Origin of the sequence: Wolbachia endosymbiont (group B) of Villa cingulata (assembly GCF_964028285.1) — a bacterium.
In the GTDB taxonomy this organism is placed as follows: Bacteria; Pseudomonadota; Alphaproteobacteria; order Rickettsiales; family Anaplasmataceae; genus Wolbachia.
This window is the reverse complement of sequence record NZ_OZ034766.1, coordinates 988,814-1,010,924: the sequence shown is the minus strand read 5'-3', so window position 1 is coordinate 1,010,924 and position 22,111 is coordinate 988,814. Positions and strand designations below refer to the sequence as shown.

General features: G+C 33.7%; 21 protein-coding genes and 1 pseudogene. 13 read left to right on the top strand and 9 right to left on the bottom strand.

The features are described from left to right. Positions 1 to 2 precede the first annotated feature (2 nt). Positions 3 to 512: a hypothetical protein gene (locus ABWU52_RS05175; protein WP_353276467.1), complete on the top strand. Its 510-nt coding sequence runs from the start codon at positions 3 to 5 to the stop codon at positions 510 to 512. 117 nt (positions 513 to 629) lie between these two features. On the opposite strand, the gene ABWU52_RS05170 is transcribed toward ABWU52_RS05175, so the two are convergent. After that, entirely contained in the window at positions 630 to 1,832 is a 1,203-nt protein-coding gene (locus ABWU52_RS05170) for a cbb3-type cytochrome c oxidase subunit I (protein WP_353277739.1), read from the bottom strand. On the opposite strand from ABWU52_RS05170, the gene ABWU52_RS05165 reads away from it, so the two are divergent. The 5 genes from ABWU52_RS05165 to ABWU52_RS05145 all read left to right on the top strand — a co-directional run bounded on the left by ABWU52_RS05165 (position 1,753) and on the right by ABWU52_RS05145 (position 5,659). Next, on the top strand, positions 1,753 to 1,932 hold the full coding sequence (locus ABWU52_RS05165; protein ID WP_230440362.1) for a hypothetical protein: 180 nt from the start codon (positions 1,753 to 1,755) through the stop codon (positions 1,930 to 1,932). The two genes, ABWU52_RS05170 and ABWU52_RS05165, sit on opposite strands and share 80 nt — an antisense overlap. Positions 1,933 to 1,984: 52 nt before the next feature. After that, on the top strand, positions 1,985 to 2,161 hold the full coding sequence (locus tag ABWU52_RS05160) for a hypothetical protein (protein WP_160141980.1): 177 nt from the start codon (positions 1,985 to 1,987) through the stop codon (positions 2,159 to 2,161). 84 nt (positions 2,162 to 2,245) lie between these two features. Continuing rightward, a complete protein-coding gene (locus tag ABWU52_RS05155) occupies positions 2,246 to 3,355 on the top strand; it encodes a PQQ-binding-like beta-propeller repeat protein (protein ID WP_353276466.1) in 1,110 nt (369 codons plus the stop codon). Next, on the top strand, positions 3,348 to 4,736 hold the full coding sequence (gene lpdA, locus ABWU52_RS05150; RefSeq protein WP_353276465.1) for a dihydrolipoyl dehydrogenase: 1,389 nt from the start codon (positions 3,348 to 3,350) through the stop codon (positions 4,734 to 4,736). The genes ABWU52_RS05155 and lpdA overlap by 8 nt, the downstream gene beginning before the upstream one ends. A 2-nt stretch (positions 4,737 to 4,738) precedes the next feature. Next, on the top strand, positions 4,739 to 5,659 hold the full coding sequence (locus tag ABWU52_RS05145; protein WP_010401376.1) for a tyrosine-type recombinase/integrase: 921 nt from the start codon (positions 4,739 to 4,741) through the stop codon (positions 5,657 to 5,659). A 213-nt stretch (positions 5,660 to 5,872) separates the two neighbouring features. Here ABWU52_RS05145 and gatB read toward each other — a convergent pair whose 3' ends face one another. The 3 genes and pseudogenes from gatB to pdhA all read right to left on the bottom strand — a co-directional run bounded on the left by gatB (position 5,873) and on the right by pdhA (position 9,040). Continuing rightward, a complete protein-coding gene (gatB, locus tag ABWU52_RS05140; RefSeq protein WP_353276464.1) occupies positions 5,873 to 7,303 on the bottom strand; it encodes an Asp-tRNA(Asn)/Glu-tRNA(Gln) amidotransferase subunit GatB in 1,431 nt (476 codons plus the stop codon). A gap of 190 nt (positions 7,304 to 7,493) precedes the next feature. Then, a pseudogene (gene tnpA, locus ABWU52_RS05135) lies at positions 7,494 to 7,911 on the bottom strand (IS200/IS605 family transposase). A 148-nt stretch (positions 7,912 to 8,059) separates the two neighbouring features. Next, positions 8,060 to 9,040: a pyruvate dehydrogenase (acetyl-transferring) E1 component subunit alpha gene (pdhA, locus tag ABWU52_RS05130; RefSeq protein WP_353276463.1), complete on the bottom strand. Its 981-nt coding sequence runs from the start codon at positions 9,038 to 9,040 to the stop codon at positions 8,060 to 8,062. Positions 9,041 to 9,105: 65 nt separating this feature from the next. On the opposite strand from pdhA, the gene hemJ reads away from it, so the two are divergent. The 7 genes from hemJ to ABWU52_RS05095 all read left to right on the top strand — a co-directional run bounded on the left by hemJ (position 9,106) and on the right by ABWU52_RS05095 (position 18,497). Further along, positions 9,106 to 9,534: a protoporphyrinogen oxidase HemJ gene (hemJ, locus tag ABWU52_RS05125; protein ID WP_353276462.1), complete on the top strand. Its 429-nt coding sequence runs from the start codon at positions 9,106 to 9,108 to the stop codon at positions 9,532 to 9,534. Positions 9,535 to 9,688: 154 nt separating this feature from the next. Beyond that, entirely contained in the window at positions 9,689 to 11,200 is a 1,512-nt protein-coding gene (locus ABWU52_RS05120; RefSeq protein ID WP_353276461.1) for an HlyD family type I secretion periplasmic adaptor subunit, read from the top strand. 535 nt (positions 11,201 to 11,735) lie between these two features. After that, positions 11,736 to 12,500, top strand: a complete 765-nt coding sequence (coxB, locus tag ABWU52_RS05115) for a cytochrome c oxidase subunit II (protein WP_264374714.1) — start codon at positions 11,736 to 11,738, stop codon at positions 12,498 to 12,500. Between the two features lie 15 nt (positions 12,501 to 12,515). Then, positions 12,516 to 14,066, top strand: a complete 1,551-nt coding sequence (gene ctaD, locus ABWU52_RS05110) for a cytochrome c oxidase subunit I (RefSeq protein WP_353276460.1) — start codon at positions 12,516 to 12,518, stop codon at positions 14,064 to 14,066. Between the two features lies 1 nt (position 14,067). Beyond that, positions 14,068 to 14,955 (top strand): heme o synthase, encoded by an 888-nt coding sequence (locus ABWU52_RS05105; RefSeq protein WP_353276459.1) that lies wholly within the window; start codon positions 14,068 to 14,070, stop codon positions 14,953 to 14,955. 175 nt (positions 14,956 to 15,130) lie between these two features. Further along, entirely contained in the window at positions 15,131 to 15,568 is a 438-nt protein-coding gene (rnhA, locus tag ABWU52_RS05100) for a ribonuclease HI (RefSeq protein WP_353276458.1), read from the top strand. Then, positions 15,561 to 18,497 carry an AsmA-like C-terminal domain-containing protein gene (locus ABWU52_RS05095; RefSeq protein ID WP_353276457.1) on the top strand — a complete coding sequence of 979 codons (2,937 nt, stop codon included), beginning with the start codon at positions 15,561 to 15,563 and terminating at the stop codon, positions 18,495 to 18,497. The genes rnhA and ABWU52_RS05095 overlap by 8 nt, the downstream gene beginning before the upstream one ends. Positions 18,498 to 18,527: 30 nt before the next feature. On the opposite strand, the gene ABWU52_RS07310 is transcribed toward ABWU52_RS05095, so the two are convergent. The 5 genes from ABWU52_RS07310 to ABWU52_RS05075 all read right to left on the bottom strand — a co-directional run bounded on the left by ABWU52_RS07310 (position 18,528) and on the right by ABWU52_RS05075 (position 22,015). Then, positions 18,528 to 18,941, bottom strand: a complete 414-nt coding sequence (locus ABWU52_RS07310) for a YqaA family protein (protein ID WP_012481730.1) — start codon at positions 18,939 to 18,941, stop codon at positions 18,528 to 18,530. Continuing rightward, complete coding sequence (cysS, locus tag ABWU52_RS05090) at positions 18,910 to 20,304, bottom strand: cysteine--tRNA ligase (protein ID WP_353276456.1); 1,395 nt, start codon at positions 20,302 to 20,304, stop codon at positions 18,910 to 18,912. Before cysS ends, ABWU52_RS07310 begins: the two co-directional genes overlap by 32 nt. Beyond that, entirely contained in the window at positions 20,297 to 20,953 is a 657-nt protein-coding gene (locus tag ABWU52_RS05085; protein WP_007302767.1) for an exopolysaccharide biosynthesis protein, read from the bottom strand. Before ABWU52_RS05085 ends, cysS begins: the two co-directional genes overlap by 8 nt. Before the next feature lie 114 nt (positions 20,954 to 21,067). Beyond that, positions 21,068 to 21,721, bottom strand: a complete 654-nt coding sequence (locus tag ABWU52_RS05080; RefSeq protein ID WP_353276455.1) for an exopolysaccharide biosynthesis protein — start codon at positions 21,719 to 21,721, stop codon at positions 21,068 to 21,070. Between the two features lie 126 nt (positions 21,722 to 21,847). Next, positions 21,848 to 22,015: a twin-arginine translocase TatA/TatE family subunit gene (locus tag ABWU52_RS05075; protein WP_006013840.1), complete on the bottom strand. Its 168-nt coding sequence runs from the start codon at positions 22,013 to 22,015 to the stop codon at positions 21,848 to 21,850. Positions 22,016 to 22,111: the final 96 nt, after the last annotated feature.

Here is a 22,111-nt window from a genome sequence, read left to right as displayed (position 1 = left end):
TTATGCCTGATTTTAAATTTTCTGATTTACAAGATCTTGTTAATGCTCTATATGATCCATACTATCTGCCCTCCAACGAAAAAATAAAACTAGCAGAATTGCTTGAGGACGTGTTGGAACTAGAAGTTAAAAAAAGCCCAGAAAAGGCAATATCTAAATTAAAAAATAAAATAAAAAATGAACTAAAAAGTGAAGTATCGAATGAACTGAAACAAAAAATAAATACTCAAATCCAGCAGTTACAGCAAGAAAAGAAAATATTAGAAACCAAAAATGAAGCAAATAAACAACTAAAAGAAAAAGCAACATACATCGCTACTGCTAGTACTGGTCTTGCTGTTGGGTTAGTAGTGTATATTACACTTGGACATACAACTAAATTGGACATGTGGTTAATCGTTGTTATAGCAACAGTATCTGCATTCTTAGCTGGTGGTTTAATAATGAAACCTAGCTCTCAAGTAAATGGAACACAAGAACCACAAGGAGTAGCAAATAAGAATTCAGTCTAGCTTGATATAGTTTTTTTCATTTCATTGCCTTTCCAAATTTGAAGCAGGTTATTTGAGCCATAGTACAAAGTAAATATAGTAATTTTACACTAAAATTTTTAGTTTTGTTTCTGTGGGTTAGTTGGTACGAGCCTTGCCTTTAAGAAGATGTAAAATCACAATTATTACGAATAACATTCCACCAATAACTGATATAGCTCCACCCGTAATAAAACAAGCACGTGCCAACATTGATGAAATACTTGGCAGATCTGCAACTTTTCTTAAGGCACCATATCCACCAAGCCAAACAAGTCCAGTAATGTGGAGAAAATGTCCCAAGCTATATGCATAAATCTGTAATCTTACTATGGAGCTTTTTATTTCTTTACAGCCCAATTTTGGTAACAGCCAGTAGACAAAATTCATAAAAGCTATAGTAATACCAACCACAGAACCGTGATAATGCGCAGGGATAGTGACATTTCCTTCAATAGTTAGCACTCCAAGCACACCTCCATAAATGAACAATACAAACGAGTGGAGAAGATAATTGCCCTTATCATTGAGCAGAGTTTTTGTGTTGCAATACACTAATATTGTTAAAAAGCACGGCAGAACTGCTCCAGCAATTCTCATATGCCAGGTAAAAAACTGTATCAATTCAGCACTATCCGCCGAATAAATAAAGTATATAAACGGCGCACCTACGGTCAAAACTGTGTTTATAAATAGTGGTAAAATGGTAATTTTATTTAGACTAATATAGCGAGCATTCAGTATGATCAAATAAACTAAAAACATTGCTTGAGCAAAGGCAAACTGCAGTAAATGTCCGCCTCCCCAAAAGAGATATTCATAAAATAAATTCTTGTCTGAGTGATATAGACCTGGAGGCATATTTTTATGTGCTAAAACAACACAAAGAAATGATGACACAAGTATAATGACCAGGCCAATTTGTCCGATTGAAAGATATGAGTCTTGTTTATTTGATATGTAGGCTAGAGCTGTATTTATCAATATGCTGGTAATGAAAAGACTGAGTCCAAGTAAAAATAATTTGTTTTGTAATACAGGTATATAGTTACTTTTGATAACTTCAGTATTTGGAACAAATGCAGATATAAACATTAGCAGCATGGAAAGGATTGAGAGAATCCATGAGAAGTTAAACCAATGATTGGTGTTTTTTAAGTTTATGATGAAGAGCAGAGATATTATAGAGCACATCCATACCAAAATTGACAAATTTACGTGTATCACCAGTGCATTATCAAAGATATATTGTGCAGAAGGAATGAGAGAAGAAATAAAAGGCAATCGTAGAAAAATAACAATTATTGACAGCAGTCCAGAACAAGCAAGAGCAAGTACTGCCAAGAATATCCATTGCCTGCAAAGTGAAGCGTTATTTTGTATGTTGAGCATTTACTTTTAGGTACTATAGCATAAGACAATGTACATTTTTCAAATTGATATGCATAGTTTAAATGAATGACATTACAACAATATCTTTCATCGTGAAAATGCTGCGTCCATTTCCATTTCATATTATGGTAATATTACTGACAGCGTTAGTCTGGGCTATCGAAATGTGTTTTAATCAATACTTGATAAAAATTATTACAGTAAGAGAATCTTTACATAATGGCATGACATTACGTTAATGCTTTTGATCCACAATTAAGAACATTTTCGTTGTGATTTACGTTTCTAGTATGTATATTAATGAATCTTGTTTTCACTAAATTATGAAAATAATAATTGTCATGATAATGTTATTGTATAGTAACTATACAATGGCAAGCGAACGAATAAGTTTAGTAGATAAAAAATTATCTCAAGGATATGTAGCTCCAATGCTTACAGAAAATAGCGTTATTTTACCAGACAAGCACGGTACCTTATATTCCTTTGATATCGATAACCCAAGAGTTATAAATTGGAAATTATACCTCTCAAGTAGGAAAAAAATTGGTAATATGAGTTTATCGAGCTACAAAGAAAATGTTTTCTTTGTAGTGGATAACATTCTACACACAATAGATGCGAAAACAGGGGAGATTCAATGGGAAAAAGAATTAAGAGCTCCGGCAAGAGGGAAAGCAATAGTAATAAACAATAAGTTGGTAGTATTGACTATTGATAACTATCTACATGTATTTGATATAAAAGATGGCAGCCCCATTTGGGCTTATCAAAATGGTATAAATGAGGTTCGAGGTTTATATTCCATCTCACCAGCAGTTTCTAATGATAAAATAATGGCACCATTTTCAAATGGCGAGTTAATAGCTTTTAATGAAGAAGGTAAAAAACTATGGAGCCAAAAATTAGCTACAAATCTTTTAGATACACAGCTTACAGATGTAACTACTACACCTAGAGTACACGATAATATCTTAATAGCTACAAGCAACTCTTATATTTATAGCATTGACGTAAACTCAGGAAATATTTTATGGTCAAGGCCACTACAAGTAAAAAGTATATCAAACATTGAGTCATATTATAGCCCTCTTATTCCTGCAGAGAAACAAAAAGAAGGCGGAAGAATTTTCATGGTGACTAAAGATAATAAGGTAATTGGCATCGACATACAAAGTGGAAAAACAGTTTGGACATCTGATTTTATAGAGAATGTGCAATTGTTTGTTCCAATTATGTATGCCCATACGCTTTGGGTAACAAGTAATAAAGGTTCAATATTTGCTTTTCCTGGATCTGAAAGTACAGGAAGGGTAATTAAAATACCCGGTAATGTGTTTCATGCTCCAGTATTTACCCATGGTAAGATGTATATAACGACTGAAGGAAATGGTGTTTATTCTTTAGAAAATAGGTTTGTTTTTTATGACTGATTATGATTTGATTATTATAGGTGGTGGTCCAGGTGGTTACAAATGCTCTATTGCTGCTGCAAAACTTGGACTCAAAGTTGCTTGTATAGACAAAAATAGCATTTTTGGTGGCACGTGTTTGCGAGTTGGGTGTATACCATCAAAAGCATTACTCCATTCCTCTTATCAGTATGCTAGCGCGAAAAATAATCTATCAAAACTTGGCATAAAAGTTAAGGATGTAAGTCTCGATTTGAGAGAAATGATAGGCTATAAAGACGCTAGAGTTCAGGAACTTGGAAAAGGCATAGAATATCTGTTTAACCTTTACAAAATTACTAAGATCAATGGACTTGGAAAAATTACTTCTTTTGATCAAGGCAACCTTGAAGTTTCAGTTGAAGGTAAGGTGCTGAAGACAAAAAATATAGTAATTGCAACCGGTTCTGACGTTATTTCTTTGCCAGGAATTAATATCGATGAGAAAAGTATTATTTCATCAACTGGTGCATTGTCTTTAACTGAAGTACCAAAAAAACTTGTCGTAATCGGAGCCGGGGCAATAGGGCTTGAAATGTCTTCTGTATGGAGGAGGCTAGGGTCTGAAGTCACTGTAGTAGAATTTTTTGACAGAATCGCTGCAGCAATGGATGGAGAATTAAGTAAGTCTCTACTTTCTAGTCTACAAAAACAGGGAATAAAATTTTTACTTAGCACTAAAGTTGAGGGAATAAAACAAAGTAGTAACTCTTTGAGTGTGAAAGTTTGCTCTGTAAAAGATAATCAAACAAACACTATAGAGGCGGATAAGGTATTGGTGGCAGCAGGACGCAAACCATGTACTGATGGTCTTGGTATTGATAAAAAAATAGAAAAAGATAATCGCGATTTCGTTCAAGTTAACAACAGATATGAAACTAATGTGAAAGGAATATTTGCTATTGGTGATGTGATTGGTGGAGCAATGCTTGCTCACAAAGCTGAGGAAGAAGGGGTGGCAGTTGCAGAGATACTAGCAAGGCAATTGCCTCACGTTAATTATGAAATCATACCGTCAGTCATTTACACCCACCCTTCAGTTTCTTCAATCGGTAAAACTGAAGAAGAACTAAAAAGTGCTGGTCAAAAGTATAAAGTTGGTAAATGTCAATTTGCTGCAAACGGTAGAGCAAAAGTCACTGACGATGTTGAGGGATTCGTGAAAGTTCTGACTTGTAGCAAAGCAGATACAATACTCGGTGTACATATCATAGGAGCATACGCTGATACGCTAATCAATGAAGCAGCGGTTGCAATGGCATATGGTGCAGCAGCAGAGGATATATACAGAATTTGTCACTCTCATCCTGATATAAATGAAGCCTTTAGGGATGCGTGCATCGATGCTTTCTTTAAAAAGTAACTGTGGACCTCGGTTCAATCATTGAAAAATGGTATGATTGGCTAAAGTACAACAGGTCTTACTCACCAAACACTTTGGAGTCATACATGAGGGACCTCAAAGATCTTATAAGTTTCCTAAATACTCACATTGGTGAAGAAGTAAATGTTGGCTCTTTAGAAAAATTAAGCATACCTGAACTGAGAAGTTGGTTTACCTCTCGTTATGCAAGAGGTGTAAATGCGAGATCTAACACTCGCGCATTGTCAGTAATCAGAAATTTTTTCAAATATATAAAAAACAATTATGAAATAAATAATGAAGCGGTATTTTCTTTATCAAGGCCAATTCAGAGAAGAACTCTACCTAAAGCACTTTCAATATCTAACATAGAAACTCTATTGAAAGAAATGAAATTGCCTGATCTAGGCGAGCCTTGGGTGGTAAAAAGAGAAATTGCAATTGTTGTTCTGCTATATGGTACGGGCTTAAGAATCACTGAAGCACTGAATCTTAAGGTTAGTGATATTAGCAATGAAAGTTTAATAGTAACAGGTAAGGGAGATAAACAAAGGCAGGTATTTATTCTTCCAGTAGTAAAAAAGTGTATACAAAAATATATAAAAGCTTGTCCCCATTTTGACGAAGCGGGACATCTTTTTGTGGGGGTAAGAGGAAAAAAATTGGGAAGAACTTATGTTGCTAATCGTTTGCAAAAAATAAGAAGATTTTTAAACTTACCAGAAATTTTATCTCCACATGCATTTCGCCATAGTTTTGCTACTCATTTGCTTCAGGAAGATATTGACATAAGATCAATACAACAGCTCCTTGGCCACTCAAGCCTTGAAACTACTCAAGTTTACACTCACCTAAATTATCAAGATGTCTTCAATATGTATAAAAACTTTCAGAAGAGTTTGAATAAAAAATCGAAATCTTAACTTCGTCTTAAATCGATAATATTGCCGAACTGAGTGCTTGCAACATCATTCAGTACTGTACTTGCTTTATATAAGCAATAGTGACCAGCAGAGAAGAAAGCAAAAACGTTTTGCAAAAGGTTATGAATGAAAGAGAATAGACAGCAGAATTTAAATTAGAAGCTATGTAAAGAAACAAGTCAAGCAAATAGCAAAAGATCTGGGACCGTACACCTAGGCACTCAATTTTAATTTTTCACTCAAAACCAAGTTTACGACATCAGGGCTGGCTTTTCCTTTGGTGGATTTCATGACTTCACCAACAAAGAACCCATACAATCTTGTTTTACCACCCTTATATTCTTGAACTTTATCTTGGTTGTCATTGATGATTTTATCTATTACCTCTGAGATTTGACATGTGTCAGTTATTTGCTTGAGATTCTGCTCTTCTATAATAAGGGATGCAGGCTTTCCAGTTTCAAACATAATATCAAAAACTTGTTTACCAAGTTTAGCAGAGATCGTTCCATCGACGATAAAGTCGAGGAGCTCGGATAAATCATCTGCTTTAATTGGAGAGCTAACAATATCAATATTTGTTTTATTTAAACGACCGAAAAGCTCAACGGTTAACCAGGTAACTGCAATCTTTGAATCATGCTTTTTTGCTAATTTTTCAAAATAATCGGCAATTTCTTTATCAGAAGTGATAACGTCTGCATCATATTCATTGATACCTAATTCCCCTATGTATCGAGGTTTTTTTTGATCTGGCAACTCGGGTAAAGATAATTTAATAGAATCAATTTTGTCTTGGCTTATTTCAACAGGTAGCAAATCAGGTTCAGGGAAATATCTATAGTCACTTGAATCTTCTTTGCTTCTCATCACTTTTGTTTTTCCTAAAGTGACATCAAACAATAAAGTATCTTGACTTATTTCTCCTCCGCTTTCTAAAATTTCGATCTGCCTTTGTGCTTCATAATCTATAGCTTGTACAATATAACGTATTGAATTTAAGTTTTTTATTTCACAACGAGTGCCAAATATGCTACTACCCTTTGGGCGAACAGAAACATTTGCATCACAGCGAAGTGACCCCTTTTCCATATCACCATCACATGAACCGATGTAACGCAAAATCTGCCTCAATTTTTTCATGAATTCTGCAGCTTCTGCAGATGAACGAAGATCTGGCTCTGAAACAATTTCCATTAAAGCAACACCTGCACGATTTAAATCTATGTAAGTTTTGCTTTCTTCATGAATACTCTTTCCTGCATCTTGCTCTAAGTGAATTCTTGCAATTCTTATTTCTTTTTCATTATTATTGATAAAAACTTTGCCATTTTTAACTATTGGCTCAAAGAATTGGGTTATTTGATAACCTTGTGGTAAATCGGGATAAAAATAATTTTTCCGGTCAAAGTAAGAGCATTTATTAATTTCTGCAGAAATTGCAAGACCGGTACGTATTGCTTGCTCTATGCAGAAATAATTTAATATTGGCAATGTACCTGGCATTGCTGCATCAACTAGAGAAACTTGAGTGTTGTGCTCAGTGCCAAATTCCGTTAGTGAACTAGAAAATAGCTTTGTCTTAGAAGAAACCTGAGCGTGTACCTCAAGTCCAATTACTGTCTCCCAGTTTTCTTTTGTCATGTATTTTATTCAATTAATAACTTTATATTCTGCAAACTAGCACAAAAAGTCAAATAAAACTCATTTAACCTATGATCCAAGAGCGGTGTATATCAATAATATAAGAGTTACTACAGTTTCTATTGACTAGGCTGTTATATATTCAACCACTATGGATTGAAATCCATAGATTGAGAGAGAGCATGGAATGCTAATTTTCGACTTGAAAGTCACCAAATTTATCTTCTCTTTTAGAGTGATTCTCAATGTAGTCCTTTATCATTTGATCAGTCACATTTCCGGTAGTCCTGACAAAATAGCCAACTGCCCACAAATGATTCCCCCAATATTTTTTCCTCAATTCTGGAAAATTCTGCTGTATTTTCCTCGAGCACCTTCCTTTTATCAGTTGTACTAATTTGCTGATACTCAAATATGGTGGTACTGAAACATATATGTGGACATGGCTTGATGCTACTTTACCTCTGATAATTTCTACTTGGTATACCGCTTGCTCTTGCTTTTAGCCCTATGTCTCCAACAAGAACTGGGTATCTGTATTTAGTAATCCATACTATATGATAAGTGCAATCGTATACCGAATGACTACTCTTTCTATAATATTTCACATTCTTCTAAATTTTTCACCTTTCAAATTATATTCTTGAAAGGATGGACTTCAAGTCCAGGGTTTTTCTCCCAAATTTGGGACAATAAAGTTAAGTGCTGCCAAAAAATATCTATAGTAGGCCAAAACATAATTTTGATGGCAACTGATTAGCTAACAAATTTATAAACATCAGTATATAGTTCATCAATGCCTGGCTCTTTACTATTTTTAGCAAAATCTTCTGACTTTTTTACTAAATCTCGTATTTCCTTATCAATAGCTTTGCATTCTTCATCAGAAGCGATTTTATTGTCTGTTATATACTGCTTTAAGGTGCTTATAGGATCATGATTTTGCTTCATATCTTCAACTTCTTCTTTTGAGCGATAAGTAGCAGGATCTGACATCGAATGGCCACGATATCTATATGTCTTCATTTCAAGCAAGAGAGGTCCTTTTCCCCCACGTACGTGCTCAGCTATTTCACTTGTTACCTCATAAACAGAGAAAAAATCCATTCCATCAACTTGTTTTCCAGGAATACCAAAACTCTCTCCTCTTTTATATAGTTCAGTTACTAAAGTTGATCTTTGCACAGAAGTTCCCATTGCGTATTCGTTATTTTCTATGATATAAACCACAGGTAACTTCCACAAAGATGCCATATTAAATGATTCATATACTTGTCCTTGATTTGCAGCACCGTCACCAAAATATGTGAATACAACGTTATCTTTTTTCTTGTATTTATTAGCAAATGCTATTCCTGTACCAATTGGGACTTGTGCACCTACTATTCCATGTCCACCAAAGAAATTTTTTTCAACATCAAATATGTGCATGGAGCCACCTTTGCCTTTTGAACACCCTGTTTCTTTGCCGGTTAGTTCTGCCATCACAACATTCGGATCAGAATTACATGCAAGCATTAAGCCATGGTCTCTATAGCTTGTGATAAAAGCATCACCAGATTTTGATGCAGCTTGAGTCCCAACTGCAACTGCTTCTTGCCCTATTGATAAGTGACAGAATCCGCCTATTAATCCCATTCCGTATAATTGTCCTGCTTTTTCCTCAAATCTGCGTATGAGAAGCATTTTTCTGTAGAATCCAATCACCTGTTCTTTAGTGAAATTTTCTGCTTTCATATTGACTTTCTTTTATTAAATTGAGATCATACCAGAAATTTTTAACATTTTATAATACTATCTATATGGACTACTATCACTGGCTTGAAGCTTTTCACGTTATCTCTGTAATTATGTGGGTGGCAGGTATGCTCTATTTGCCAAGGCTTTATGTTTACCATGCATCTGTAAAACCAGGGTCAGAAAATGACAGCTTACTTCAAATAATGGAGAAGAGACTCCTTAGATATATCATAAACCCTGCAATGCTTTTCTCCCTTAGTTTTGGAATTATGCTAATGATTATTAGGGAAGCATATCGCGAAGGGTGGTTTCATGTAAAAGCGCTAGCATTATTCTTAATGTTTGCTATTTATGGTCTACTTGCAAAACATAGGAAAAATTTTTCAGTGGGCTTGAATAAGAAAACTCACGTTTATTTTCGTGTTTTAAACGAAGCAGTAACAGTGTTAATAATAATTATAGTTATTATGGTTATTGTAAAACCTTTTTGATTTTCTAGCCTAATGCTGAACCATTCAATAGAGTATAAGAATTGTTACTAAATAGTTTATTCTGATGTTCCGTAGTCTAAGTAAAGTACTTAAGGTATAGATTCTTTGTTTTTGTGTGTTATCCTGGTTAACAAGAATTCGCAGTAGTATTATAATGAGTAAGTTAAAAAAGCTTAGTGCTGGACTTTCTTTGACAGGCTTGATTGGTAGTGATGATATAGACATGCAAAGGGCAGGAAATAGAAAGAAGAAATATCAGTTTTTGGATAAGACGTTCGCATGGATTGATGCGATGATAAATTTTATTTTTAAACGTGAGAGTAATAACGTAAATGAAGTCCTAAAAGTCACATGGGGACCACTATTTTTTGGTTTAGTGGTGATATTCATCTTTTTTGGAATAGGTGGTATTTGGTCAGCTATAGCTCCAATTGACGGAGCAGTACATGCAAGTGGAGAAGTTATTGTCTCTTCAAATAGAAAAATAGTGCAACACTTGGGTGGGGGAATAATAAGCAAAATTTTAGTAAAAGAAGGTCAAGAAGTTAAAAAAGATGAGCCTTTAGTTTTATTAAGTGATGTTAACGAAAAGGCAAATTTGAGTATAATTAAAGAAAAACTCTTATCACTTTTGGCAACTGAAGCAAGACTTATTTCAATTAGGGGAGACTTAGATACGCTAGAATTTTCTGATGAGGTTAAAAGATTATCTAACGATGAACTTGTAAATAAAGCGATAAAGAATCAGGTAAAGTTGTTCAACTCTCAGAGAAAGAGTATATTAGGAAAAACTGACATACTGCAACAACGTATAAAGCAGTTAAATGATGAATTAGCAGGGCTAAATTTTCAACTAAATGCAGCCCATAAGCAATATGACTTGATAACTGAGGAGTTAGAAACAAAAAGACAATTACTTGATAGTGGCCATATAAGCAAACCACACATTTTAGCTTTAGAAAAACAGTTTGCTGAAATTGAGGGTAGAGTTGGACATTACCGTTCTGCAATATCTCAAGTACAGCAAAAGATTGGAGAAAATGAGTTAGAGATTATAAATGTGAAGAATGATGCTCAAGAAAGAGCAAATGCTGAGCTTAAGGAAGTTAATACATCTATTGCAGACTTAAAAGAGAGGCTGATGGTTGCTGAAGATTCGTTAGCACGTACAATAATTAAATCACCTCAAGATGGTATAGTTACAGATATAAGATACCACACTGAAGGTGGTGTTATACAATCTGGAGTTCCAATCATGAGTATAGTACCATCAGATGATGATCTAATAATAGATGCTAAAGTTCTAACCAGAAACATAGAAGAGATACTGTCAGCAAAAAAGAAAGATAGCAATATAGTCTCTATTGACGGACTAGAAGGGTTGAAAGTTAAAGTAAGGTTGAGCGCTTATAGTGCACGTCGCTTAAGTTTAATTAACGGTATAGTAAACCATATTTCCCCTGATGCTCTTGATGATCCAAGGATGGGGCGTTATTATTCAGTGCGAGTGGTGATACCAAAATCAGAACTTGCTCAATTTAAAAACGTATACCTATATCCTGGTATGCCAGTAGAAGTATATATAGTTACTCAATCCCGCACTCTTTTATCGTTCTTGTTTACACCTATAATTGCAACATTCGATAGATCTTTCATAGAGAGATAATTTATTTGGCTTTTCTAAAAAATTTGTTTACAGAGTTTGATATGCAAAAAAAAATTTATACACAAGTAGTGTATTATTTTATAATTATTTTCTATAATATGTAAATCTTTGATTTAAGATGCAAATGCTAACGTAAACATTAAAGGTTAATTAGTAAACTCAGCTGTATAATAGAATTAAAGGAATTAGTAAGATTTTTACCTTAATGAATTATAAATAGACAAACTTACCTAAAGTTTAATAGTGTCTGTTACTGCTTTTAGGTGTGAGGCTAGAGGGTTATTAGCAATAACAGACACTATTAAACTTATTATAGAATTTCCTTAAAGTAAATACCTAACTTAAAATAGATTCATGTAAATGCTTTTTCCTCAAGTTAGTATCGTATTATTATATTTATTAAATGCTAAAAAAACATTAATCATCATTTACTTTTGATTCAATATTTAGCAAAACACTTGTGTACATTCTATAATCTCTGTTTGCATAGTAAGTTTATATATATTATTATACAGTTAGTTTTACAGCAAAAAATATGGTGAAGTTATTTGCATTATTGATAATGTTTTACTCAAACATATCAATTGCTTCTGCTCCTACTTCTTGGCAATTTGGATTTCCTGCGCCTGCAACTGAGATAATGGAGGTTGTAGTTAAGTCACATTCGTTTGTGATGAGTGTAATGATTGCAATTATGCTTTTTGTATGGGCCCTGCTTGCTTATGTAGTATTTCGCTTTCGTAAGGGCAAAGTGAAAAATGTTAGTAAAATAACTCATAATATCTTTGTAGAAATTATCTGGTTTGTTATACCAACGATTATTGTTGGGGTATTGGCTTTTAAAAATGCTGAATTAATTAAACTACAGGAGAAAGTGCCAAAAGCTGACATAACACTAAAAGTTATTGGTCATCAATGGTATTGGAGTTACCAGTACCCAGAATATCAAGGTATTTCATTTGACAGCTATATAAAAGGAAAAGAAGACTTTACCGAAAGAGATTTAAAACTATTCTCTGTTGATAATAACGTTATTTTACCTATCAATACTAATATTCGTTTACAAGTGACAGCAGGAGATGTAATACATAGCTGGGGAATACCGGCTTTTGGTATAAAAATTGATGCAATACCAGGTAGGCTGAATGAAGCATGGTTTAACGTTACAAAGCCCGGTATTTATTATGGGCAATGTTATGAACTATGTGGTCAAGGTCATGGATTTATGCCAATTGTTGTTGAAGCAGTGAGTAAAGAAGATTTTAATAAGTGGATTGAAGATAAAAAATTAGTAAGTTAAGTTTGGAGTATAGATATGAGTGATGTACCAAAAGGTATAAGACGTTGGCTGTTTTCTACTAATCACAAAGATATAGGGACACTATACATTATTTTTTCCATATTAGCTGGAATTATTGGTGGATTATTATCGGTAATTATTCGTACTCAGCTAATGCACATTAATATACTTAACAATAATTACCAGCTATATAACGTAATGATTACAGGGCATGCGGTAATAATGGTGTTTTTTATGATAATGCCAGCCTTAATGGGAGGATTTGGTAATTGGTTCGTACCTCTCATGATTGGTTCACCAGATATGGCATTTCCTCGTATGAATAATTTAAGTTTTTGGTTGTTAGTTTCATCTTTTATTTTGCTTATCTTCTCGGTATTTGCTGGCGAAGGTCCTGGAACAGGATGGACTTTATACCCACCTTTGTCGCAAATTATGTCCCACCCAAGTGCAGGAGTTGATCTTGCTATACTTGCACTTCATATTGCTGGTATGTCATCAATTGTTGGGGCGATCAACTTTATAGTTACCATATTCAATATGCGTGCAAAAGGTATGTCACTCACTAAGATACCACTATTTGTTTGGTCTATTTTACTCACGTCATTTATGTTAATTGTTGCCTTACCGGTACTTGCTGGTGCTATAACTATGCTGCTCACTGATCGTAATATAGGTACCTCCTTTTTTGATCCTGCTGGTGGTGGTGATCCTGTGTTATTTCAACATCTGTTTTGGTTTTTTGGTCATCCAGAAGTTTACATAATTATTTTTCCTGCATTTGGTATCATCAGTCAGATTGTGTCAACTTTTTCTCATAGGCCAGTATTTGGTTATATGGGAATGGTTTATGCTATGATAGGAATAGCAACGTTTGGCTTCATGGTTTGGGCTCACCATATGTTTACTGTTGGGCTTAGCGAGGATGCTGCTATATTTTTTAGCACTAGCACAATTTTCATTGGTGTTATAACTGGTGTAAAAGTCTTTAGTTGGATTGCAACTATGTGGGGTGGAGCGATTGAATTGAAGACACCAATGCTATTTGCATTAGGTTTTATTTTCATGTTTGTTGGAGGTGGTATAACAGGGATAATTCTTTCTCACGGTGGAATAGATAAGCTTTTGCACGATACCTATTATGTCGTTGCTCACTTTCACTATGTCATGTCGCTTGCTGCATTATTTGGAGCTTTCGCCGGTTTTTATTATTGGATAGGCAAAATGTCAGGTAAGCAATATAAAGAGTGTTTAGGAAAGATACACTTTTGGCTCACTTTTATTAGCACCAATGTCACTTTCTTACCCCAGCATTTCCTGGGATTAGCAGGTATGCCAAGGCGTATACCTGATTATCCCGACGCGTTTATCCCTTGGAATTATATATCCTCAATTGGCTCATATATGTCCTTTGTTTCAGTTATGTTTTTTGTATTTATAGTTATACATCTCTTTAAGTGGGGCAAAAAAACTGGAGATAATCCTTGGGGGGGTGATACCTTAGAGTGGACGGTATCTTCACCACCACCTTTTCATACTTTCGAAAAGCCACCAGTGGTAAAATAAAGTGTATACAAGTGCTTTGTTAAACGTTGAATCGACAATATTGGACTTTTGGCATTTGCTGAAGCCAAGGATAATGTACCTTGTAGTGTTTACTGCAATTGCTGGGATGGTTGCTGCACCAGGTAGCATTCATCCTTTCCTTGCACTAATATCTCTTATGTGCATTGCTCTTGGTTCAGGATCTGCAGGTGCAATAAATATGTGGTATGACAGAGATATAGATTTGGTTATGGAAAGGACAAAAAATCGTCCTATACCTGCACGTAGAGTTTCTGCAGAAAGCGCGCTTGAGTTTGGTATAACTCTTGGAATATTGTCAGTATTTATCATGGCAATAGCAGTGAACTATGTTTCTGCTGCTTTACTTGCAGTTAGCATATTATTTTACGTTTTCGTATATACAATTTGGCTAAAAAGGCGTACTCCGCAGAATATCGTTATCGGTGGTGCAGCAGGTGCTTTTCCTCCAATGATTGGCTGGGCGGTTGTAACTGACTCTGTAAGTTGGGAAAGTTTTATTCTATTTTTAATAATTTTTATGTGGACTCCACCACATTTTTGGGCTCTATCTTTAAATAGATCTGAGGACTATGTAAAAGCATCGATACCAATGTTTAATGTTATCCATGGACCGAAAAAGACAAGAAAACATATATTAATTTATAGTGTATTGTTGGTATTAACTAGCTTACTCCCAGCACTATTTTTGAAAAAGTCATTATTCTACCTCAGTATGGCAATTATTGAAGGTTGCGTTTTTATTTGGTTTGCCATATCAGTTATAAGGCTTAAGAGTCATAGCTCGCAGAAAAAAATGTTTTCTTACTCAATTTCTTATCTATTTTCTCTATTTGCTAGTATTATTTTTTGTTCTATTGACTTATTTTAACTATGAAAGAACATAAAAACTATCTTTTACTTTCTCTTCTAATAATACTCGTTGTAGCACTTTTTTTTGTTTCCATAATAAAATTTAAAGGTGTGGCTTAAATTGCCTCTATATCTATAAAAATAGTATTTTCATAGAAGTAACGGTATACTTTAATTCATTCACTACAGTAAAGATGAATAAAAAGGAAGTGACAATATATACAGATGGAGCATGCCTTGGTAACCCTGGTTTAGGGGGATGGTCAGCAATCATATTATTTCAAAATCATAGAAAGAACATCTGTGGTAGAGAAGAAAATACTACAAATAATAAAATGGAGTTAACAGCAGTGATCAATGGACTGAAGGTATTAAAATTTCCTTGTAATATCAGTTTGTATACGGATAGCCTCTATGTTAAATACGGTATAACAGAATGGATAAATAAGTGGAAAATGAACGGCTGGAAAACAAGTAATAAGAAGTCAGTAAAAAATATAGAATTATGGAAAGAATTAGACGATGTTGCTTTGCAACATGAGATTAGCTGGAAGTGGGTGAAAGCGCATAATGGTGATAAATACAATGAAGAAGCCGACAGCTTAGCAAGAAAAGCAATAATCGATGCTTAAAAAAATAGCTCTATCATTTTCTATAATTTTATTATTTATATTCTGCTTCTTTATCCCTTTTAAAGGGGAAGGTCCTTTAGAAATCAATATTAGTTATATTAATTTTTATATAAAGAAAAAAATATTAAAGATATTTACCAATTCGGATGTCAGCATGGAGAGTACCTCGGTTATTTGGCAGAAAGATGGCAAGCTAGTCATTACAGATTTAAAAATAGCAAATCCTGACTTTACCATAGAAGTTCCTGAGCTTTTCGTACACTTTAAGTTAAGTTCCAAAAAGTTCTCTCAGGTTTTAGCTGGTAATGTACACATATATATCAAGAAGGAAGAGACCAGAGGAATAACAACATCTGTAATGACAGATAAGATGAGTAGTACAAAAAATCTGCTGAAGACAATAAGAAAAATTTTTTTCTACTTAAATGCAGACTCAAGGATTGAAATTACTAACATTGCTATCAATAAAAATATGGAAGGTGAATTCTTCATTGATAAAGTATATGTAGGAAAGGAGGAAAATTTTAATGTTTTGGATATTCGTGTTCATACAAAAGATAAAAAGGGGATTCTAGATGATTTATCTATTATGATAAAAAATCGCAATAATTTGTTAAATTTGTATGGAACATTTTATAACCTAAAGTTGGGGCTATTTAACGAGTTTTCCACACTAGTTAAAAGTTATAATTTGGACAAAGAAATAGGGTTCAAAGGGAACTTCTCAATGAGAATTAATGGAAAGGATGAAGTTATGGATGGAAACATATACGTGTTAAATACAGAGAGTCACTCAGGTAAAAACTTAGCCTTGACTAATGTAAATGTAAATTTGACATATAGTGATGAAATCATTAGCGTAAAAAACTTTCATTTTAAGTTAAATGATACTTACCTTTCTTTGATTGGCAAAATGAACTTTGGCACAAATCATGCTTTGCTTAGAGTTAATATTAGTAAACTTGTTGCAAGAGATTTATGTACTTATGTACCAGATGGTCTAGTGAACAATGAATTTAGAAAGTGGTATTGTAATAATATTGATGGGAATATTATAAATACAATTATAAGTTTTAACGGTAAAATCGATAGTTTAATAAATGATGATCTGTCAGATATTGTAATTGTTGCTGATATAGAAAATGGCAGCGTTCAATTTGATGAGGATTTTGAACGAGTAGAGAACTTGAACGGTGAGTTAACTCTCAAGGATAACAATCTCAAAATTATTGTAAATAGAGCTAAGTTTCAGAATTTTACTATCAATAGTGGTCATATTGAAATGAACTCTCTCAATAAAGAAGATTCTGTTCTTACCATTAATGGTCAGGCTGTAAGTGATGCTTATGGGTTATATGAGCCTATAAAATTTAAGCTGGATGATGTGGTAAAATTTGAAAGAGATAAAGTAGGTGGAATAGCAAATTCTATATTCAATTTTCGTATTTTTAATCTAAATGGTGATAGTAAAAAAGTGGACTTCTCAGCAAATTTCTATTCTGAAATTGATAATTTGGTCGTATATAATGAAAGTCTTGGTAAGTATGATATTAAGCTTGATTTCGGCAGAGATTTTATTGATTTAAATGGCAGTGGTATGGTAAATAATACACAGCTGCTATTTGACCTCAAAAGTAGCAATAAAAATGAAAATTTTGCCTGGAGTTTGACTGGAGATTTACCTGCTCAAATACTTAATTTCGGTGATGGTTATATCAATGTAAATATAGAGTCAGTAATGTATCAAGACAAAACAGGATATGTTAATGGTAATATAGATTTATCAGAGCTCGAGTTGCGTTCAAGCTACTTAGGGTGGAAAAACCATTTTGAAGATCACAATGAAGTTTTATTTTCTACAAGGCTAAAAGGAGCAGGTAAGTTACTAATAGATAAACTAGATGTTGTAGGAAATGATCTAGACATAAAATTTAGCGGAAGAGTAGAAAATGGAAATCTATATTTAAATTCTAGCAACTTTAAATTACCTGATAATAATTTTAGTATAGAAATTGAATCAGGTAAGGAGAAAAATTCCATAACTATTCACGGTGAGAAAATCAACTTAAGTGATGTGTTAGGTTTACTTGGCAAAGATAGTAATCGATTAAATAACAAAATAGAAGTTACTATGAATGTTGATAATATAATTATGAAAGAAGGAATTATCATAAAAGATGCTAAGCTAAATGTAACTTGTGCTAAAGGTGATTGTAGTGGAAGTCAATTCACAGGACAGTTTTTAGAAGATAACAGTAATATACTAGTAGAACATAGTGAAATAGGGCTTGAAATATACGCGGATAATTCAGGTATGCTTTTGCGTTCTTTAGGTATTGGTAAATCAGTTAAAAATGGCAAATTATCTCTTTATCTATCTTCTAAGAGAGAAAATGGAGAACATTATGGTATGTTATCTATCAGCAATTTCTATATCAAAGATGCTCCACTGCTTACCACTTTATTATCAATGTCTTCACTGCCTGGTATTGTAAATGCTATAAAGAACGAAGGTGTACATTTTTATAAGTGTAATGCACCTTTTTCATATAAAGATGGCACTGTTGAAATTGAAGAATCTTGGCTTGAAGGAGCGGAACTAGGCATTAGCACTAGTGGTATGCTCGATATTAAGGGTTATAAATTCCAGGTTGAAGGACAAGTAATACCGGCATACTCAATTAACAAATCTTTGTTGAAAATCCCTATAATCGGAAAACTTCTGACTGGTGGGAAGAGTAGGGGGATTATTTCAATAGACTACAAAGCAAATGGTGATGATAAAAACAACAACGTATCTGTTAATCCTATCTCTTCGCTAACCCCAAGCTTACTTAAGAGGTTATTAGGAGTATTTGATCGTATTATGACAAAAACTAATAAAAGCATTTTAAAAGGTAGTTTGAAGAAGAAATTTAGCTCAATATGACCAGAAGAAAAGTTGTTTATTGATGTTTAGTTAGATGGTAAACGTTAGATACAACAAACAGAGGAAGTTAGATAAAATAATTAAGGGAACAAGAATATAAAGGTTTAACTTGAAGTAACCGGATAAAATCTGAGTCACACTTCCAAGTGCTGGTACCCACGAAAGCAATGCAACTGCACAAATCAGTAGGTGCCTTACAATTTTTGGTGTTTTGTCTTCATTCTCTAATTTGTGATGTGATCTTCTGATAAAAATTGTTATTCTACCTAAATACCAGTTAGCTATTCCACCAAGACTGGATCCTAATACTCCAAAAAGTAATATAAGTAGTTGATCGTAGTTTGACCTAAAGCATAACATAGTGTAAAGTACAAAACCTTGATGTATGGGTAAGATAAGCGATGATACTAGGCTATCTATAAACAATAGGAGATAATTTTCCATACCAAGTTGTTGTACCATCTTCGTTGTCAGAAATTGTAACCCCCATTTGTTTCAATTGCTCTCTTATTTTGTCTGCAGTATCATAATCTTTACTTTGTTTTGCTACTTTTCTTAAGCCTATCAACCTTTCTATTTCTTGATGACTCACACCACTTGCAAACCACTCTTGATAACTTGACTCAAGAAGACCAATGAACCTTGCGCTTTTAACAAACTTCTTAGTTAATTTGAGCCTCTCACATTCATTACTTGTCTTATTGATTTCTGTAGCCATTTCATGCAATATAGCTACAGCTTCAGGAATGTTTAAATCGTTTTTCAAAGCCTCTATAAAATCTTTAGAGACTTCTGCATCACTTTCCTCAATACATGTACTACGTAATAACCGATAAAACTTGTTTAAAGTTTCTTGCGACTCAGAGATAACATTTTCTGTCCAATCAAGTGGTTTTCTATAGTGAGTTTTGAGCAGTGCATAACGTATTACTTCACCTCTGACTCCACTATCTAGCAAATCCCTTACTTTGACTATATTAAATAAGGATTTGCTCATTTTCTCTTCATTTACCGTAAGAAAACCGTTGTGTATCCAATATTTTGCAAACGTTGACTCAGCAAATGCAGATTTACTCTGCGCAATTTCATTCTCATGATGAGGAAATTGCAAGTCTATACCGCCACCGTGAATATCAAAATCTTTGCCAAGGTAAGCATATGACATTGCTGAACATTCTATATGCCACCCTGGTCTTCCTTCTCCCCATGGACTATTCCAGTGACTTGAAAGTTTATAGTCAGTTTCGTTTGCAGGTTTCCAAAGTACGAAGTCTCCTGGGTGTTTTTTATTTTCACCCACTTCAACTCTATTACCATGATCCAACTCATCAATTTTTTTTCCTGATAAAACACCGTACTCAGGGTAAGATTCTACACTAAAATATACATGTTTATTTGATTCATAAGCATGACCAGACTGCAGCAAAGATTCAATTAACTCAATAATTTGGTCTATATTTTCTGTTGCTTTTGGTTCATGTGTTGGTTCTACGCAATTTATGCTTCTCATATCTTCATGAAAAGTTTTAGTGTAATATTTGCTAATGCTTTCTATATTACTATTTTTCTCATTTGCTGCATTGATTATCTTGTCATCGATGTCGGTTATATTACGCACATAAGTAACTTTTCCATAACAAAATTTAAGCAGTCGAAATAATACATCGTAAACAACAATAGAACGTGCATTACCTATATGTGCTGTATCATATACTGTTGGCCCACAAACGTACATTTTTATATGATCTTTATCGATCGGTGTAAAGGGCTCTTTTTTTTTTGTTAAAGTGTTGTAAAGCTTAACCATATACAAAGCTTTTTAGAAAAGAAAATGCTCCAAATATAAGCTGTGGTCCTTTAACTATTACGACAAGAGTAAGTAATAACCCACACAATGATACTAATACTCCCATTATAGAGAGAAATCCATCTTTGCTCATGATACCCAGTGAAATGAGAGTTGTACCAATTGCAGGAATGAAGTTAGTTAAAGGAAGTGGGATTGCTATCGATAATGCACAAAGCAGCATTATAAATGCTAAAATATTTTCACCAGGACCACGAAAAATGAAAGACATTCTTGGTTTCATGAACTTTTCTATTTTTTTTAATGTAGGTGAAGTTTTCTCTACCACGAGAGCTAGTGTTGAACGTTGAAAAGATTTCCTTTCTAGCCAATTAGGCATCCAAGGAGAATCAAACCCAAATAGAAGCTGCAGTGAAAATAAGATTAAAGGTATAGAAAGAATGGTTGTATAGCCAGGTGGAACAGGTATAGGTACTGATAGCGGTAAAGAGAAGATGATTATTAAAATACCAAAACCACGCTCATGTAAAGCTGTTTTAATATCAAATAATGTTACTTTATCATTATCGTTATTATTAGTATCTGCAACCTCTTTTAGAATATCAGAGGCCAATTTTTTATCTTCAGTCAATTTCACACTTTTTTCCACAGTTACCCTTTAATAACAATATAACTTCTAACTAACATAGTTATTGCTATATTTCAATATCAATTATTCATTTCATGCTGTACTTCATTCTTTTATTAAAGTGTTTTAAAGCTTTTAAGTTATAAGGCTTTTAAGAAGAGAAAGTGTTCCGGCTATAAGTTTTGGTCCTTTAACTATTACAATAAGGGTAACCAATAACGCACAGAATGAAAATAACACTTCCAGCGTAGATAAAAATCCATCTTTACCCATAATGCCGAGTGAAATAAGAGTTATACCAATTGCAGGAAGGAAGTGAGTAAAAGGTAATGGAAGAGCTATTATTATTGCACAAAGCAACATCATAAAAGCTAGAATCTTTTCACCCGGACCAAGAAAAATAAAAGACATTCTTGGTTTCATGAACTTTTCTATTTTTTTTAATATAGGTGAAGTTTTCTCTACCACGAGAGCTAGTGTTGAACGTTGAAAAGATTTCCTTTCTAGCCAATTAGGCATCCAAGGAGAATCAAACCCAAATAGAAGCTGCAGTGAAAATAAGATTAAAGGTATAGAAAGAATGGTTGTATAGCCAGGTGGAACAGGTATAGGTACTGATAGCGGTAAAGAGAAGATGATTATTAAAATACCAAAACCACGCTCATGTAAAGCTGTTTTAATATCAAATAATGTTACTTTATCATTATCGTTATTATTAGTATCTGCAACCTCTTTTAGAATATCAGAGGCCAATTTTTTATCTTCGCTCAGTTTCGCACTTTTTTGCATAATTGCCCTTTAATAACATTCTAACTAACGTAATTATTAATATATTTCAGTTATACCTCTTCAATTCTTTAGCCTTGTTTAAACAAATGACACGCACTAAAGTGCGTGTCACGAAACATAAGGAAGCTAACGATCTGGTTCATTAGATGATAGTTTCTCTGAATCCTTAAGTTCTTGTTTAAGGTTTTTAATGCCTTTGCCTAAATCACCCATAACTTGTGGTAACCTACCTGCACCAAACAGAACTAAGATTATTATTAAGACTAGAAACAGCTGCCATGGACCTAAACTCATTTGTACCTCCGTTGAAAATATTAACTTTTAGGTATTAAAACTTGACTGAAGCCAAGTGATACATAAATTATATCACTTTTATTGAATTATAAATCA